Source organism: Haemophilus paracuniculus (genome assembly GCF_002015115.1).
GTDB lineage: Bacteria > Pseudomonadota > Gammaproteobacteria > Enterobacterales > Pasteurellaceae > Haemophilus_E > Haemophilus_E paracuniculus.
The window spans coordinates 72,897-87,896 of the sequence record NZ_MUYA01000009.1 but is presented as its reverse complement, the minus strand read 5'-3'; the positions used below and the strand labels follow the sequence as shown (position 1 = coordinate 87,896).

Here is a 15,000-nt window from a genome sequence, read left to right as displayed (position 1 = left end):
GTAAATAAAATGGAAAACCAAACTCTTCTCACCTATATTTTAACTTGCGTTATCGCAGCAGGCACGCCAGGACCTGGGACGATTAGCGTGATTGTATATAGTGCAATGGTTGGTTGGCGAAAAACTTTGCCTGTTATCTTTGGGGTGCAGGCTGGAATGTTTGCAATGGCGGTGCTTGCCCTATCTGGCGTTTCCGCCACGCTAACCACCTCACCTAAATTATTTATTGCGTTACAATATTTGGGGGCTGGCTATATTGCCTATTTAGGCGTGATGAGTTTATTAGCAAGCCGTCAATCGGAACAGTTTGAGGCAACAATGCGAGATAAAGGTAACTGGCAAAATTTTAATCACGGAATGATCGTTACCTTTGCCAGCCCGAAAACATTACTCTTTTTTACATCATTTTTTCCATTATTTATGGATAGCGAAAAAGCGGTATTGCCACAAATAAGTTGGTTGCTCTTTATTTTATTATTTTGCACGTTAATGGTTCATCTTATTTACTGTTTCTTTATGAATAAAATGACCGATATTTTCAAAAAATATAATCAGCAATTTAATTTTTCGGTTGGTATTATCTTTTTATTACTCGCTCTATATATGGCGTGGGGAATTTAAATTACATTAATACAGGAAAAAATATGCAAATCACACAACTCTCTCGAAAAAATATTCAAGCCCTGACCCCTTATCAATCGGCTCGCCGTTTGGGGGGCAAGGGGGACGTTTGGTTGAATGCGAATGAATATCCGATTTCGCCCGATTTCAACCTTTCCGCTCGTCAATTTAACCGCTACCCCGAGGCTCAACCGCAGGCGGTGATTGAGGGTTACGCTCGCTACGCGGGCTTGTCGCCCGATAATGTGTTGGTTACCCGTGGCGGCGATGAAAGCATTGAGCTGATTATCCGTGCTTTTTGCGAGCTGAGCGACAGCGTGCTTTATTGCCCGCCCACTTACGGAATGTATAGCGTGAGTGCCGAAACTTGTGGCATTACCTTGAAAACCGTGCCTTTGACCGCCGATTTTCAGCTTGATCTTGCCGAAATCGAACGCCAGCTAGACGGCGTGAAAGTGGTGTTTGTATGTAGCCCGAATAACCCGACTGGCGGGCTGATCAAGCGGTCGGATTTGCTCAAACTTTTGCAGATCACCGCAGGGCGTGCGATTGTGGTGGTTGATGAAGCCTATATCGAATTTTGCCCCGAGGCGACAATGACGAACGAGCTGGCGAATTATCCGCATTTGGCGATTGTCCGCACCCTGTCGAAAGCCTTTGCGTTAGCAGGATTGCGGTGCGGTTTCACCCTTGCCAATCCTGAATTGATCGGCGTGCTACAAAAGGTGATCGCCCCTTATCCGTTGCCCGTTCCCGTGTCGGATATCGCCGCCCAAGCCTTGCAACCACAGGGGTTAGCCGAAATGCGTCAGCGAGTAGCGGATGTGTTGAAAAATCGTCAATGGCTGATCGAACAATTACAAAAATGCTCGCAGGTGGAACGGGTTTTTGACAGCGAAGCGAACTATCTTCTGGTCAAATTCAAAGACGGGCAAAAGGTGTTTCAAGCCTTGTGGGATCAGGGGATTATCCTGCGTAATCAGCACACCGCTCTCGGTTTGGCGAACTGTGTGCGGATTACGATTGGCACGCCCGAAGAAAATCAACGGGTCGTGCAAGCGATTAGTGAGCTGAGTTAGATGAAAAGAGGTTGATCACCAACACACCGCCCAAAATCATCGCCATTCCGATAAAGCCTGCGAGATCGGGCTTTTGACCGAATAAAAAGAACGCGACAAGGGCGGTTAGCACGATACCCGAGCCAGACCAAATCGCATAAACTAAGCCGACTGGCAAGGTTTTAAACACAATCGACACTAAGTAGAGAGCCAAACCAAATGCCACGATGGCAACCACCGTTGGCAATGGGCGAGAAAATCCCTCGCTCAATTTTAAAGCGTTTGTGCCAACTACTTCGGCAGCGATTGAAATGAATAATAAAATCCAAGCGTTCATAAAAAAATCCTCGTAAAAGTAAAAAGAGCGAGCATTATAGCGAAAATTTATTTTTTGAGTAGTCTTGTATTTTAAAAATTTTTGTGCCACGCTTTGACAAAATTTAACCAAAATAAGGAACAAAAAAATGACACAACAATCTATTTTATTTATCGACCGTGATGGTACTTTAATTGACGAACCCAAAACGGATTTTCAAATTGATAGTTTAGAAAAATTACAATTTGAACCGAATGTGATTCCTGCTTTATTAAAATTAAAACCTTATTACCGTTTTGTAATGGTAAGCAATCAAGATGCGTTAGGAACGGATAAATTTCCCCAAGAAAATTTTGATAAACCGCACAACGCAATGATGAAATTATTTCATTCACAAGGGATTGATTTTGATGAAGTGTTAATTTGTCCGCACGCCCCAGAAGATAATTGTGAATGTCGTAAACCGAAAACCAAATTGTTACAAAAATATATCGACAAACAATTATTTGATCCAAAAACAAGTTTTGTAATCGGCGACCGTGAAACAGATCTAAAACTTGCCGAAAATTTAGGCATTAAAGGCTTACAATACCACCGTGAAAAATTAAATTGGGATTTAATCGTTGAAAAATTATTGCCAAATCCGACCGCTTGTAACAAGCCCTCTCGCTACGCCGAAGTGGTGCGAAAAACCAAAGAAACCGACATCAAAGTGCAAGTGTGGCTAGACGAGACAGGGGTAAACGAAATCAGCACGGGCGTAGGCTTTTTCGACCATATGCTCGACCAAATCGCCACCCACGGCGGTTTCCGAATGAACGTGCAATGCAAAGGCGACTTGTGGATTGACGAACACCACACCGTAGAAGACACCGCCCTCGCCCTCGGCTCGGCACTCAAACAAGCCTTAGGCGACAAACGCGGCATCGCCCGCTTTGGCTTTGTGTTACCAATGGACGAATGTAAAGCCGAATGCACAATGGATTTATCAGGTCGCCCCTACCTCAAATTTAAGGCGAAATTCAAACGCGAAAAAGTCGGTGATTTCAGCACCGAAATGACCGAACACTTTTTCCAATCCCTCGCCTACACCCTAATGGCAACCTTGCACCTTAAAACCAAGGGCGACAACGACCACCACAAAATCGAAAGCATGTTTAAAGTGTTTGGCAGAACGCTAAGGCAGTGTATAAAAGTTGAGGGGGATCAGTTGCCGAGTTCGAAAGGCGTATTGTGATTTCATTAAATAAATTTAACCTTTATATCATAAAATAATAGAGTAATTTAATATGAAAAATGAATTAAAAGAAAAGTTATTACCACTTTATGAAAAACTTATTCAAAATTTTCAACCTGCTGATCTTGATCGTTTATCTATTTTTAAGGTTCAAGTTGGCAGTCAATGGAAAAAAGGCGAAAGTATCCTTTTTGTTGGCAGAGCCTTAAATGGCGGTAATCATAGTTTATCTATAAAAGATTTATTCTCTTCGGAAAAAACAAATAGCTTTCTTTTAGATGTATTTAATAATACAGAATACAACATTAACAAATCGGCATTTTGGCGTATTATCCGAAAGATAGAAGATCATTATGGAAACAATGATGTTGAGTGGTATGAAAAAACTGCTTGGTCAAATTTATGCAAACTGGCACCAGAACAAGGAAATCCGAACAATAATGATTTTTATAGACAAGAAAAAATTTGTAGAGAAATCCTTTTAACTGAAATTGAAATTTTACAACCAAAGGCTGTGATCCTACTCACATATTCTTGGGACATTTTAGATATCGAAAATATATTTGAGTTAATTGATAAGAAAGAATGGAAGAAATATTCATCATATTTATATAAATATAATGATGTTTATTATATCTATACACCTCACCCACAAGGTAAATCTGAACAAGAACATAAAGAGGCAATTTGTAATTTATTAGAGAAAATCAAATGACTAATCTAGTAATCATCGACACAGGCTGTGCAAACCTGTCTTCTGTAAAATTTGCATTTGATCGTTTGGGGATTTCAGCCGAAATTACCCAAGATTTAGCCAAAATCAAATCTGCCGACAAGCTACTCTTACCTGGGGTAGGAACAGCGGAAGCAGCGATGAAAATCTTAGCCCAGCGAGATTTGAGCGACGCCATCAAAAACGCCACCCAGCCAATGCTCGGCATCTGTTTGGGAATGCAGCTGATGACAGAATTTTCGGCTGAGGGCAATGTGGCAACGCTTAATTTAATGGCAGGCAAAACCGAAGCGATTCCAAACACGGGGCTTCCCTTGCCCCATATGGGCTGGAACCGTGTTCGCTATCAAGCCGATCACCCACTTTTCGCAGGCATTGAGCAAGACAGCCATTTTTATTTTGTGCATAGTTTTGCGGTGCTACCAAGTGAAAATACCATCGCCACCTGCGATTACGGCGTGCCATTTTCCGCAAGCATTGCCAACAAAAATTTCTACGGCGTGCAGTTCCACCCCGAACGGTCTGGTCAAAATGGGGCGAAGTTGTTGAAGAATTTTGTGGAAAACCTCTAACTTCATAACAAGCGATAACTTTCCGCCAAATTTTTACAAAAATAAGGACACAACATCAATGAAAAAATCTATGATTATCCCTACTCTTGATTTGATCGAGGGGCAGGTGGTGCGGTTGCACCAAGGCGATTATGCCAAGCAGACCACTTACAGCGATGATCCTATCGCCCAATTTGCCGATTATGTCAAACAAGGGACAGAACAGTTGCATTTGGTTGATTTGACAGGTGCCAAAGATCCTGCCAAACGCCAAACAGCATTAATCGGCAAGATTATTGAGGCGACAGACTGCCCGATCCAAGTCGGTGGCGGTATTCGCACTGAGCAAGATGTGGCGGATTTGCTTGCGGTGGGGGCAAATCGGGTGGTGATTGGCTCAACGGCAGTGAAAAATCCTGCAATGGTTAAGGGCTGGTTTGATAAATACGGTGCGGATAAATTCGTGCTTGCCTTAGATGTAAACATTGACGACAAAGGGCAAAAAATTATTGCGATCAGCGGCTGGCAGCAGGCAAGTGGCGTGTCGCTTGAAGCCTTGATTGATGATTTTCAAGCGGTCGGTTTACAGCACGTTTTATGCACCGACATTTCCCGAGACGGCACACTATCTGGCTCAAATATCGCTCTTTATCAAGAAATTTGTGCAAAATATCCGCAAATTTCGTTCCAATCCTCAGGCGGTATCGGCTCGCTTGACGATATTTCGGCATTAAAAGGCACTGGCGTGGCAGGCGTGATCGTGGGGCGAGCGTTGTTAGAGGGAAAATTTAGCGTAGCGGAGGCAATCGAATGTTGGCAAAACGGATAATTCCCTGCTTAGATGTAAAAGACGGGCAGGTGGTCAAGGGCGTGCAGTTTCGCAATCACGAAATTATCGGCGACATCGTACCCCTTGCTAAACGCTATGCGGCGGAAGGGGCGGACGAGCTGGTGTTTTACGATATTACCGCTTCATCAGATGGTCGCACGGTCGATAAAAGCTGGGTGGCACGGGTCGCCGAGGTAATCGATATTCCCTTTTGTGTCGCAGGTGGCATTAAAACGGTGGCGGACGCCGAAAAATTATTCGCCTTTGGGGCGGATAAAATCTCGATCAACTCACCTGCCCTAGCCGATCCCAATTTAATCACCGAGCTTGCCGAACGCTTTGGCGTGCAGGCGATCGTGGTGGGGATTGATAGCTGGTTTGAAACCGAAACGGGCAAATACTGGGTCAATCAATACACGGGCGATGAAAAACGCACCCGCCAAACCAACTGGCAACTGCTCGACTGGGTCGCCGAAGTGCAACGCCGTGGGGCGGGTGAGATCGTGCTAAATATGATGAACCAAGACGGCGTGCGAAATGGTTACGATTTGGTGCAACTTAAAAAAGTGCGTGAAGTGTGCCAAGTCCCACTGATCGCCTCAGGCGGTGCGGGCGAAATGGTGCATTTTCGTGATGCTTTTGTGGATGCCAATGTCGATGGGGCTTTGGCAGCGAGTGTATTTCATAAGCAGATTATCAATATCAGCGATCTGAAAAAATATCTTGAAAATCAAGGGGTTGAAGTTCGCTGTTAGCCTCGCAAACAAGCGGTCAGATTTTTAAAAATTTTACAATAAGGAAACAAGATGCAAACCAAAATCAACTGGCAAAAAGTGGGCGGATTGCTGCCCGTGATTGTACAAAATTATCAAACTTGCGAAGTGTTAATGCTTGGCTATATGAATGAAGAAGCCCTCGCAAAAACCCTTTCAGAACAACGTGTTACCTTTTATTCACGCACCAAAGAACGACTTTGGACAAAAGGCGAAACCTCAGGCAATTTTTTAAAGGTTGTCGAAATGAGCCTTGATTGTGATAACGATAGCTTATTGATTTTAGCCGATCCGATTGGCGAAACCTGCCATACGGGCGAAGAAAGCTGTTTTCATCAATTTGAGAAAGAGCCTGATTGGGTCTTTTTTGCAAAATTAGAACGCTTAATTGCCGAACGCAAAGGAGCTGATCCGAAAAGCTCTTACACCGCAGAACTCTACGCCAAAGGCACAAAACGGATCGCCCAGAAAGTTGGCGAAGAAGGTGTGGAAACCGCCCTTGCTGCCACCGTTAAAGATCGCAATGAGACTATCTGCGAAGCGGCTGACCTTGCCTACCATTTAACAGTGCTGCTACAAAATGCAGATCTAAGCTGGGCGGATGTGATTGCAAAACTCAAAGAGCGGCATAAATAGAGAATTCTTTTATCTGTTTGCACGAATAAAAAGAGTCAAAATTACAAGATTTATCATTGTTCGGTAAGGACGGATTTTATATCCGCCCTCACAATGACAGCAGACACAAGCGGTCAGATTTCCTGAAATTTCAAGCATAAAAAAGGGCATTTAAAATGCCCTTCTACTTTGATTAAACCTAGATTAAGCCTGTTTTTGTTTGCGGTTGCGATACCATTTCCAACCGAGAAATAACGCCCCTAAGCCGAGTAACACGAAGATGGTCGTTTGCCCTCTTTTGACTTGATCGTGCAGCCAATCCAAATTTTGAGCACCGAAATCGCCGAGGTAAACCCAGATTGGCACGGAAATAATCGCCGCACAAAAATCTACCAACACGAAACGGAAGAAACTCACTTTACGGGTAATGCCCGACACGAGGTAAACCACCGCACGCAAACCTGGTAGGAAACGTGCCACAAATAACAATTTCCAGCCCTGTTTTTCAAAGCGTTCTTGCACGGTGGCGAAACGTTCTGGGGTGGCAACTTTGCGGATCAGCGGAAATTGCAAAATGCGTTCGCCGTAAATGCGTCCGAGCCAATACATTGTGCTGTCGCCGACTAACACGCCGATCATACTCACCACCAACATCCAATGCACATTGGTGTAGCCCAAACCTGAAATCACACCGCCCGAAACGAGGGTAATATCTTCGGGGATCGGCACGCCAAAGCCACAAATCAGTAGCACAAAGAAAACCGCCCAATAACCGTAGCTACTGAAAAAAGAAATTAACAATTCCATTACTTTTCCTCTATTTATTTAACGTTTTCACCGAACTACGGACAACCAATTCAGGGAAAAATTCCAAGGTTTGTGGCTCATAACTTTGGTCTTGATTTGAAATGCGAGCCAATAGCAATTCCAACGCTTTCACGCCCAAACGGGATTTTGATTGATGAATGGTCGTCAATGGCGGCGAATAGAAACGGGAACTATGAATATCATCGTAGCCGATAATCGACATATCCTGCGGCACAAATTTGCCCCGCTCGCTCAATGCGGAAATTGCCCCCAACGCAATGGTGTCGTTAAAGCAGAATACGGCGGTCGGCAATTTTTCCAATCGTAATAAATTGTTCATCTGCTCAAAGCCGTCTTCGGGTTCAAAATCCCCCTCGAAAATCCATTCCTCACGGATCGGCAAATTTGCCTCTTTCATCGCTTTTTCAAAACCCTCAAAACGGGCTTTTGAAATGGTTTTATTCAGATGCCCTGCGATCACGCCAATATCCGTGTGTCCATTATCGATCAAATGTTTGGTCGCCAAATAACCGCCTTGAAAACTATTATCAACGATGCGGTCGCTGCGGTCATTTTGGCGTCCCCAATCCATTACCACCATTGGCACATTGATGCCCGTGAACAATTCCAACGAATCTTTGGTGTATTCGGAACACATCACCAGCACACCGTCTACCCGTTTTTTGACTAACATATCTAAATGGTTCTGAATTTTCACCGTATCATTTTGCGTATTGCACAAAAATAGCGAGTAGCCCTGTTCATAGCAATGGCGTTCCACCGCCAGCACAATCTCCGCAAAATAAGGGGCTTCGCTGGTGGTAATAATCATTCCGATTGATTTGGTTGTATTCACTTTCAAACTGCGAGCCACCGCACTCGGCGAATAATTGAGGGCTTGCACCGCATTCCAAACCGCATTGCGGGTATCTTCCGCCACAAAGCGAGTTTGGTTGATTACGTGGGAAACGGTGGTGGTCGAAACCCCAGCTAATTTGGCAACATCTTTGATTGTAGCCATTGCTCTCTCCTTTCACTAAAAACGGGCGACAGTATAACAAATTTTCCCTTAAATTTGGCTTAACAAGGGGTCGGATTGTTGCAAATTTTGACGTGCCATTTTTTGAGCCAACCGCCGTTTTTGGAAAAACTGGCTGATTTTTTCGCTACATCGCTCTCGCAAAACCCCGCCCCGAATTTGCAAAAAGTGGTTCATTTTGTAATCTTCAAACAAGTGAAACCGCGAGCCGACCGCCCCCGTTTTGTAGTCGCTCGCCCCGAATACCAACCGCCCAATGCGACTATGCAAAATCGCCCCCGCACACATTGGGCAAGGCTCTAAGGTAACGTAAAGGGTGGTGTCTAATAATCGGTAATTTCTCACCGCTTGCCCTGCCATTCGGATCGCCTGAATTTCCGCGTGGGCGGTGGGGTCGGAAAGCAAAATCGACCGATTCCAGCCCTCGCCCAGCACCTCGCCATTCGCCCCCACCAGCACCGCCCCGACAGGAATTTCCCCCTCGGCTTCGGCGTTATCCGCCAACGCCAACGCCCGTTGCATAAAGTGTTGATCCTGTTCGGAAAGGGTGAGATCGCAAAAAATTTGGTTCGGTTGGATAAACATCGTCAAATCATCGAAAAAATAAAAAATCCGACCGCTTGCAAAGCGAACGGCGGTAAAACAGGGGCAGAATTTTAATCGATCCCCCCACAAATCACAAACGCCCTCATCCATCCCCTCATTTTTGTGAAAAAAATGTTAAACAGCTCACATTTTTCACAAAATCTGATTGCAAATCGTGCAAATTTTGGCTAAAACGGCAGGGTATTCGCCGACAAGCGGTCTGTTTTCAGCGAATTTTTACCACAAAATCTCAATCCACTTCTCATCCATTTCTAAGAGGGGAATTTTATGCAAAACACAACTCGAAAATTTTGGGCAAAATCACAACGCCTTGCCAAACTTTCCATATTCAGCGGTGCATTGCTGTTCGCCTTTGGCAAAGCTAGTTTCGCCGCCGATGTGCCAGCTGGCACGGTGCTTGCCGATAAGCAGGTGATCCGACTTCATTCGGTGGCGGAAACTGCCACCCTCGATCCGCAAAAATCCGCTGATGCAGGGGCAAGTCAGTTGATTTATCAAATGTTTGAGGGCTTAGTTAGCACCGATGCGGACGACAATATTATCCCAGGGGTGGCGGAACATTGGGAAGCCTCGCCCGATTTCAAAACGTGGACGTTCTATCTGCGTAAAGATGCGAAATGGTCGAACGGCGATCCCGTTACCGCCCACGATTTTGTTTATGCGTGGCGGCGGTTGGTTGATCCAAAAACGGCAGCACCCTATTCGTCTTACCTTGATTTTATGAAGGTGGAAAACACGCAAGATATCATTGAGGGCAAAAAATCGCCCGAAACCCTCGGCGTGCAAGCCCTTGATGATTACACTTTCCAAGTGAAATTGTCGGAATCGATCCCCTATGCGGCGGATTTAACCAACAATGTAACCCTCTACCCCGTGCATAAGGCGACCATTGAAAAATATGGCGATGATTGGACTCGCCCTGAAAATTTGGTGGGCAACGGGGCGTATAGTTTGAAAGAGCGTTCGATCAACGAAAAAATCACGTTTAAACGCAATCCAAACTACTGGAACAATACCAAAACCGTGATCGAAGAAGCGACTTACTACATTCTCACCGACACCTCGGCGGTGGCGCGCTACCGCACGGGCGAGTTGGATTTTTCCTTCATTCCGATTGCGACCTACAAAGATCCGAAATTCCGTGAGCAATATAAAGATCACATTCGCAACAACCGCAAACTCGCCACTTATGTCTATGAATTTAACCTTGCCAAACCGCCCTTTGATGATGTGCGAGTGCGAAAAGCGTTGGATTTAGCGGTGGAACGCAATATCATCACCGATAAAATTTTGGGCTACGGGCAAACCCCGACCTTTACGTTTACCCCAAATTACATCTTCGGGGGCAGCAAAATTCAGCAACCTGACTACGCTAACTGGACGCAAGAGCAACGCAATCAAGAGGCAAAACGGCTGCTGCAAGAGGCGGGCTACTCTCGCCAAAACCCTGTACGTAGCGAGTTGCTTTACAGCACCAACGATGGTTTGAAAACCATTTCCGTAGCGGTTACCTCAATGTGGAAGAAAAATTTGGACGGAATGGCAGACATTTCCCTCAAAAATATGGAATGGAAAACCTTTTCCGACCTCAAACACCGCAAGGAATTTAGCCTTGCCTTCGGGGCGTGGGTGGCGGATTATAACGAGGCAAGCACCTTCCTCACTCGCTACCTTTCCAACAGCAACCAGAACGAAACTAACTTCAAAAGCGAAGCCTACGATCAGCTCGTAAATAGCTCTTACAAGGCGAAAACCGACAGCGAACGTGAGGAAATTTACGCCAAAGCGGAAGCGGAACTCGACCGCAACCACCCTTTTGTGGCGATTTACCACTACGCAGGTTTGTTCCTCAAAAATCCAAAACTCAAAGGCTACGAGGGCAAAAGCCCGCAGGGGATTTACTACATTAAGGATCTCTATTTAGAGAAATAATCCCTCAAACGCAAGCGGTGCGATCCGAAAAAATTTTCCAGATCGCACCGCTTGTTTTTATGCTGAGCCACCTAGCCAGCCCAAAGCAGAATGGCAACGAGCTGCGGTAAGATAATCCGCAGGAACATCACGAGGGGATAAACGGTGGCGTAGGCGAGGGAAGCTGCACCGTTGTTTTCTTTGATGGCGTTGGCGAAGGCGAGGGCAGGCGGATCGGTCATTGAGCCTGCGAGCAAACCGCACAAGGAAAGGTAATTCATTTTGCCGTAGATTCTTGCCACAATGCCCGTGATGATGAGAGGGATTAAGGTAATCATCGCCCCGATGCCGATCCAAGTGATGCCGTCTTGACTGAGCAAGGTGTCGAGGAAATTGCCCCCTGCTTTTAAGCCGACCACCGCGAGGAACAGCACGATGCCGATTTCTCGCAGGGCGAGGTTGGCACTCGGCGGCATAAACCAGTAGAGTTTGCCGAAGCTACCCACTCTCGCCAAAATCAACGCCACCACCAAAGGTCCACCTGCCAGCCCGAGTTTCAACGCCACAGGAAAACCAGGGATATAGAGCGGAATTGAGCCGAGTAGCACGCCCAAGCCAATCCCGATAAAAATCGGCAACATCTGCACCTGCTGTAATTTTTGTTGAGCGTTGCCGATCACCGACATTACACTCTCAATATCCTCTTGTCGCCCAACCAAATTTAGCACATCGCCGAATTGCAAGGTAGTTTCCCCCGTGGGGATCAGTTCCACCCCAGCCCGATTGAGGCGAGAAATGATCACATCATATTTGCCTTTCAGCATTAGCTGGCGAATTTTTTTGCCGAACACTTTTTCGTTGGTAACCACCGCTCGTTCACTGCGGTACGCCGTGCCTTGGGTTGAAAGGGAAATGTTCGCCACTTCGCCAATAATCAACTGCATTTTGTGCAATGCCTGCGGTTCGCCCACGAGGTGCAACACATCGCCCACTTGAATGGTGGTGTCCACCTTCGGCACAAACAACTGTTCGCCCCGTTTCAGGCGTGAATAAGCCACCTCGTGCAGTTCAAAATCAGGCAATTCTTTGAGGGTTAAACCGTTCAAATTAGGGTTGGTAATCCGCACGTTGAGGGTGCTTAATCCCTCTTTTTTCTGTTTTTGTTGGCTGTCGAACGCGGTGGCTTCGTTGTCCACGTTGATTTTAAACAGAATCCGCACCAGCCACATTGAGAGCAAAATGCCGATAATCCCAAACGGATAGGCAATCGCATAGCTCATTCCCATTACGTTGGTGCTGTTCACGCCGCCGAGTTCCGCCAGAATTTGTTGCCCAGCCCCCAAAGACGGCGTATTGGTTACCGCCCCCGAGAAAATCCCCAAAATCACAGGCAACGGAATATCGAACGCTTTGTGAAAAATCACGACTAACAGACCGCTTAACGCCACAATCAAGACCGCAAAGGCGTTCAGTTTCAAGCCCGAATGGCGTAGAGAAGCAAAAAAGCCCGGCCCGACCTGAATACCAATGGTATAAACGAACAGGATCAAACCGAACTCTTGAATGAAATGCAGGGTTTTGCTGTCGAGTTGCACCCCAAATTGATTCATAAAGTGGGAAACGAAAATCCCCCCAAACAGCACGCCACCAATGCCGAGGCTTACGCCTCGCACCTTGATATGCCCTAGCCACAAGCCGATTACCGCCACCAACGATAACAGGCTGACCGTTAATGCAATGTCGCTCATTTTGTCCCCCACAAAAATTTTTGTGGAATTTTAGCAAAGTATGGGCGGAAAAAATGTGAGCTAGTTCAAAGATTTAGGATACTAATCCCATTTTTTGATTTTCGGATTGACAAACTCAATCCCCTTATCTTGGTAAGGGATTTTTTCCAGTTGCAACAGATAGCGTTTGGCTGGCAATCCGCCCCCAAAGCCCGTGAGAGTTTGCGATTTACCTAGCACACGGTGGCAAGGGATTAAAATCGAGATCGGATTACGCCCCACCGCACCGCCCACCGCTCGCATTGCTTTCGGTTTGCCGAGCTGTTGGGCGATCTCGCCGTAGCTGGTGATTTCACCATAGGGGATTTCTCGCAACTTTTGCCATACCGCCTGTTGGAATGGCGTGCCTTGCGGTTTGAGGAAATCGAGGGTGCGGAAATCAATTTTTTCCCCTGCGAAATAGCGATCTAAAATAGCGGTTGCTTTGCAAAAAATTTGCCAAATCTCACCGCTTGTTCCGTTCGCTTTTTGAAATTTTTCCACGCTGGTGGTGCGTTGTTCCTGCTCAAATTCGATATAAATCAAGGCGTTATCTTGGGCAAGTAGCAATAAATTGCCGACGGGCGAGGGATAATAATGATAGAAAATCGCTGACATCTTTTTCCTTTTCGCAAAAATAACAAAGGCGTGTATCTTACACGCCTTTGGGGAATATCTAAAATTAGAATTTGTAGTTCACGTTCAAACCGTAAAGATTTGCACGGGCTTTGGTGTTAAATGCACCTAAGTTACCCTCGGTGAACTGCTGTTTTTTGCCACGCAAGTGTGCAAAGCCCACATCCGCAGAAAGGTTCGGGGTGAAGCGGTAAGTTGCACCCACAGAATACCAAGTACGGCTGGTGTCTGGGATTGAGATCGATTTATGTTTTTTGCTTGCCGCTTGGTCGTAAGCAAAACCTGTGCGTAAGGTAAGTTGCTCAGACGCATCGTAAGAGAAACCTAACGCATAGCGAGATGAATTGCTGAAATCTTCCGCTTTGGTAAAGAGCGTATTTCCTGCATTGCCGTAAGCCGTTAAACTTTTGAGGCGTTTCCACTCGGTTAATTTGTAGCTATATTGCATCGCCAAGCGGTCGGTTAGTTTGTGATAACCTGAAAATTCCCACACCGCTGGTAAGTTGAGGGTTAAACGACCTGCAACCTCTGCACCGCCCGTGGCTTGGCTGATTGGCAAGCTCGTGCCAGTTGCCGCAAGTTGAGCCAATAAGGCGTTGTAAGCGGTTGGGAAGCCATTTGAGTATTGTCCTTTAAATTTCACATTTACCGCTGAACGATAAGAGAGACCCCAACGGTGATTTTCGTTTAACGCATAAGCAAGACCTGCGTTCCAACCCAATGCCCATTTGTCGCCTTTAATTTCTGAAACAACGGTATTGTTTGGCATTGTCGCTAATTGTTGAGCCACTGAACCTAATGCGGTGGCACGAGCGGTATCCCCCGCTGCGACTAATGCTGTCGCCGTTTGACCTAAGCGTTGTGCGATCGCTTTACCGCCCACGCCTAAGTAGCGTTTAAGATCCGCATCGGCATAAACGGCATTTAAACCCGCACCAAAACTGAAACCGCTACCTAAATCATAAGCACCGCTGAGGTTGAAATTCATTGCGGTTAATTCGGTTAAACCACCGTAAACGCCTGCGTTAAATTGGTCGTTATATTGTGATTTCATACCATAGTTTACGTTTACGCCACCACCGAGTGAGAATTTGTCGTTCACAGGGCTAACGATGTACATATTTGGCACAACGGCGTTTGGAATCACATTGCGGTGTGAAGCATTTACCGTGCCGAATCTGCCGTCCACATTCACGTGGGCATCAACATAAACGCCACCCGCAGAAATTTCGGTGCTTTTGAAGTTGGTCATCAACGCAGGGTTGTTTGCCACCACGGAAGCGTTATCCGCCACCGCTGCGTTACCTGCGTAAGCCATACCTAAGCCAGAAGTTGAAACTTCGGCAAGTTGGAAAGCGGCTGAATAAGCCCCCACCGCTGAAAAACTGAAAATTGAGGCGATTGCCGTTTTGGTAAATTTGTTCATAAAAAATTCCCTATGGTTTCGTTTTGTTTTCGTTCTAATGATGAACTCTTTGAGAAAAACATTGTCGTGAACACAA

Annotated in this window: 16 protein-coding genes; 9 read left to right on the top strand and 7 right to left on the bottom strand. The window is 45.9% G+C overall.

Translation table 11 applies throughout. The features are described from left to right. Positions 1-9: 9 nt before the first annotated feature. On the top strand, positions 10-621 hold the full coding sequence (locus B0187_RS07720; RefSeq protein WP_078237289.1) for a LysE family translocator: 612 nt from the start codon (positions 10-12) through the stop codon (positions 619-621). Between the two features lie 23 nt (positions 622-644). Beyond that, on the top strand, positions 645-1,700 hold the full coding sequence (gene hisC / locus B0187_RS07715; protein ID WP_078237288.1) for a histidinol-phosphate transaminase: 1,056 nt from the start codon (positions 645-647) through the stop codon (positions 1,698-1,700). On the opposite strand, the gene B0187_RS07710 is transcribed toward hisC, so the two are convergent. Next, entirely contained in the window at positions 1,684-2,016 is a 333-nt protein-coding gene (locus tag B0187_RS07710; protein ID WP_078237287.1) for a DMT family transporter, read from the bottom strand. The two genes, hisC and B0187_RS07710, sit on opposite strands and share 17 nt — an antisense overlap. 127 nt (positions 2,017-2,143) lie before the next feature. Between B0187_RS07710 and hisB the strand changes: the two genes are divergently transcribed. Genes hisB through hisIE form a run of 6 tightly spaced genes read left to right on the top strand, consistent with a single transcriptional unit; the run spans position 2,144 to position 6,754 of the window. Then, positions 2,144-3,232, top strand: a complete 1,089-nt coding sequence (hisB, locus tag B0187_RS07705; RefSeq protein ID WP_078237286.1) for a bifunctional histidinol-phosphatase/imidazoleglycerol-phosphate dehydratase HisB — start codon at positions 2,144-2,146, stop codon at positions 3,230-3,232. A gap of 52 nt (positions 3,233-3,284) precedes the next feature. After that, entirely contained in the window at positions 3,285-3,947 is a 663-nt protein-coding gene (locus B0187_RS07700; protein WP_078237285.1) for a uracil-DNA glycosylase family protein, read from the top strand. Continuing rightward, entirely contained in the window at positions 3,944-4,537 is a 594-nt protein-coding gene (hisH, locus tag B0187_RS07695) for an imidazole glycerol phosphate synthase subunit HisH (RefSeq protein ID WP_078237284.1), read from the top strand. The genes B0187_RS07700 and hisH overlap by 4 nt, the downstream gene beginning before the upstream one ends. A 58-nt stretch (positions 4,538-4,595) precedes the next feature. Then, positions 4,596-5,345, top strand: coding sequence for a 1-(5-phosphoribosyl)-5-[(5-phosphoribosylamino)methylideneamino]imidazole-4-carboxamide isomerase (gene hisA, locus B0187_RS07690; RefSeq protein ID WP_078237283.1), 750 nt, complete (start codon positions 4,596-4,598; stop codon positions 5,343-5,345). After that, the gene (gene hisF, locus B0187_RS07685; protein ID WP_078237282.1) at positions 5,327-6,100 is read left to right on the top strand and encodes an imidazole glycerol phosphate synthase subunit HisF; all 774 of its coding nucleotides are present in this window, start codon (positions 5,327-5,329) and stop codon (positions 6,098-6,100) included. Before hisA ends, hisF begins: the two co-directional genes overlap by 19 nt. 51 nt (positions 6,101-6,151) lie before the next feature. Then, complete coding sequence (gene hisIE / locus B0187_RS07680) at positions 6,152-6,754, top strand: bifunctional phosphoribosyl-AMP cyclohydrolase/phosphoribosyl-ATP diphosphatase HisIE (protein ID WP_078237281.1); 603 nt, start codon at positions 6,152-6,154, stop codon at positions 6,752-6,754. A 183-nt stretch (positions 6,755-6,937) separates the two neighbouring features. On the opposite strand, the gene B0187_RS07675 is transcribed toward hisIE, so the two are convergent. Genes B0187_RS07675 through tadA form a run of 3 tightly spaced genes read right to left on the bottom strand, consistent with a single transcriptional unit; the run spans position 6,938 to position 9,164 of the window. Continuing rightward, complete coding sequence (locus tag B0187_RS07675) at positions 6,938-7,540, bottom strand: DedA family protein (RefSeq protein WP_078237280.1); 603 nt, start codon at positions 7,538-7,540, stop codon at positions 6,938-6,940. A gap of 10 nt (positions 7,541-7,550) precedes the next feature. After that, positions 7,551-8,561: an HTH-type transcriptional repressor PurR gene (gene purR, locus B0187_RS07670; protein ID WP_078237279.1), complete on the bottom strand. Its 1,011-nt coding sequence runs from the start codon at positions 8,559-8,561 to the stop codon at positions 7,551-7,553. A 48-nt stretch (positions 8,562-8,609) separates the two neighbouring features. Beyond that, positions 8,610-9,164, bottom strand: a complete 555-nt coding sequence (tadA, locus tag B0187_RS07665; RefSeq protein ID WP_078237322.1) for a tRNA adenosine(34) deaminase TadA — start codon at positions 9,162-9,164, stop codon at positions 8,610-8,612. Between the two features lie 288 nt (positions 9,165-9,452). Here tadA and B0187_RS07660 point away from each other — a divergent pair, with 288 nt between their 5' ends. Beyond that, positions 9,453-11,117, top strand: coding sequence for an ABC transporter substrate-binding protein (locus tag B0187_RS07660; protein ID WP_078237278.1), 1,665 nt, complete (start codon positions 9,453-9,455; stop codon positions 11,115-11,117). Positions 11,118-11,188: 71 nt separating this feature from the next. Here B0187_RS07660 and B0187_RS07655 read toward each other — a convergent pair whose 3' ends face one another. From B0187_RS07655 to B0187_RS07645, 3 genes are all read right to left on the bottom strand, one after another. Beyond that, the gene (locus B0187_RS07655) at positions 11,189-12,844 is read right to left on the bottom strand and encodes a putative transporter (RefSeq protein WP_078237277.1); all 1,656 of its coding nucleotides are present in this window, start codon (positions 12,842-12,844) and stop codon (positions 11,189-11,191) included. 81 nt (positions 12,845-12,925) lie between these two features. Next, positions 12,926-13,480, bottom strand: a complete 555-nt coding sequence (locus tag B0187_RS07650) for a methylated-DNA--[protein]-cysteine S-methyltransferase (RefSeq protein ID WP_078237276.1) — start codon at positions 13,478-13,480, stop codon at positions 12,926-12,928. A gap of 64 nt (positions 13,481-13,544) precedes the next feature. After that, the gene (locus tag B0187_RS07645) at positions 13,545-14,924 is read right to left on the bottom strand and encodes an outer membrane protein transport protein (RefSeq protein ID WP_078237275.1); all 1,380 of its coding nucleotides are present in this window, start codon (positions 14,922-14,924) and stop codon (positions 13,545-13,547) included. Positions 14,925-15,000 lie beyond the last annotated feature (76 nt).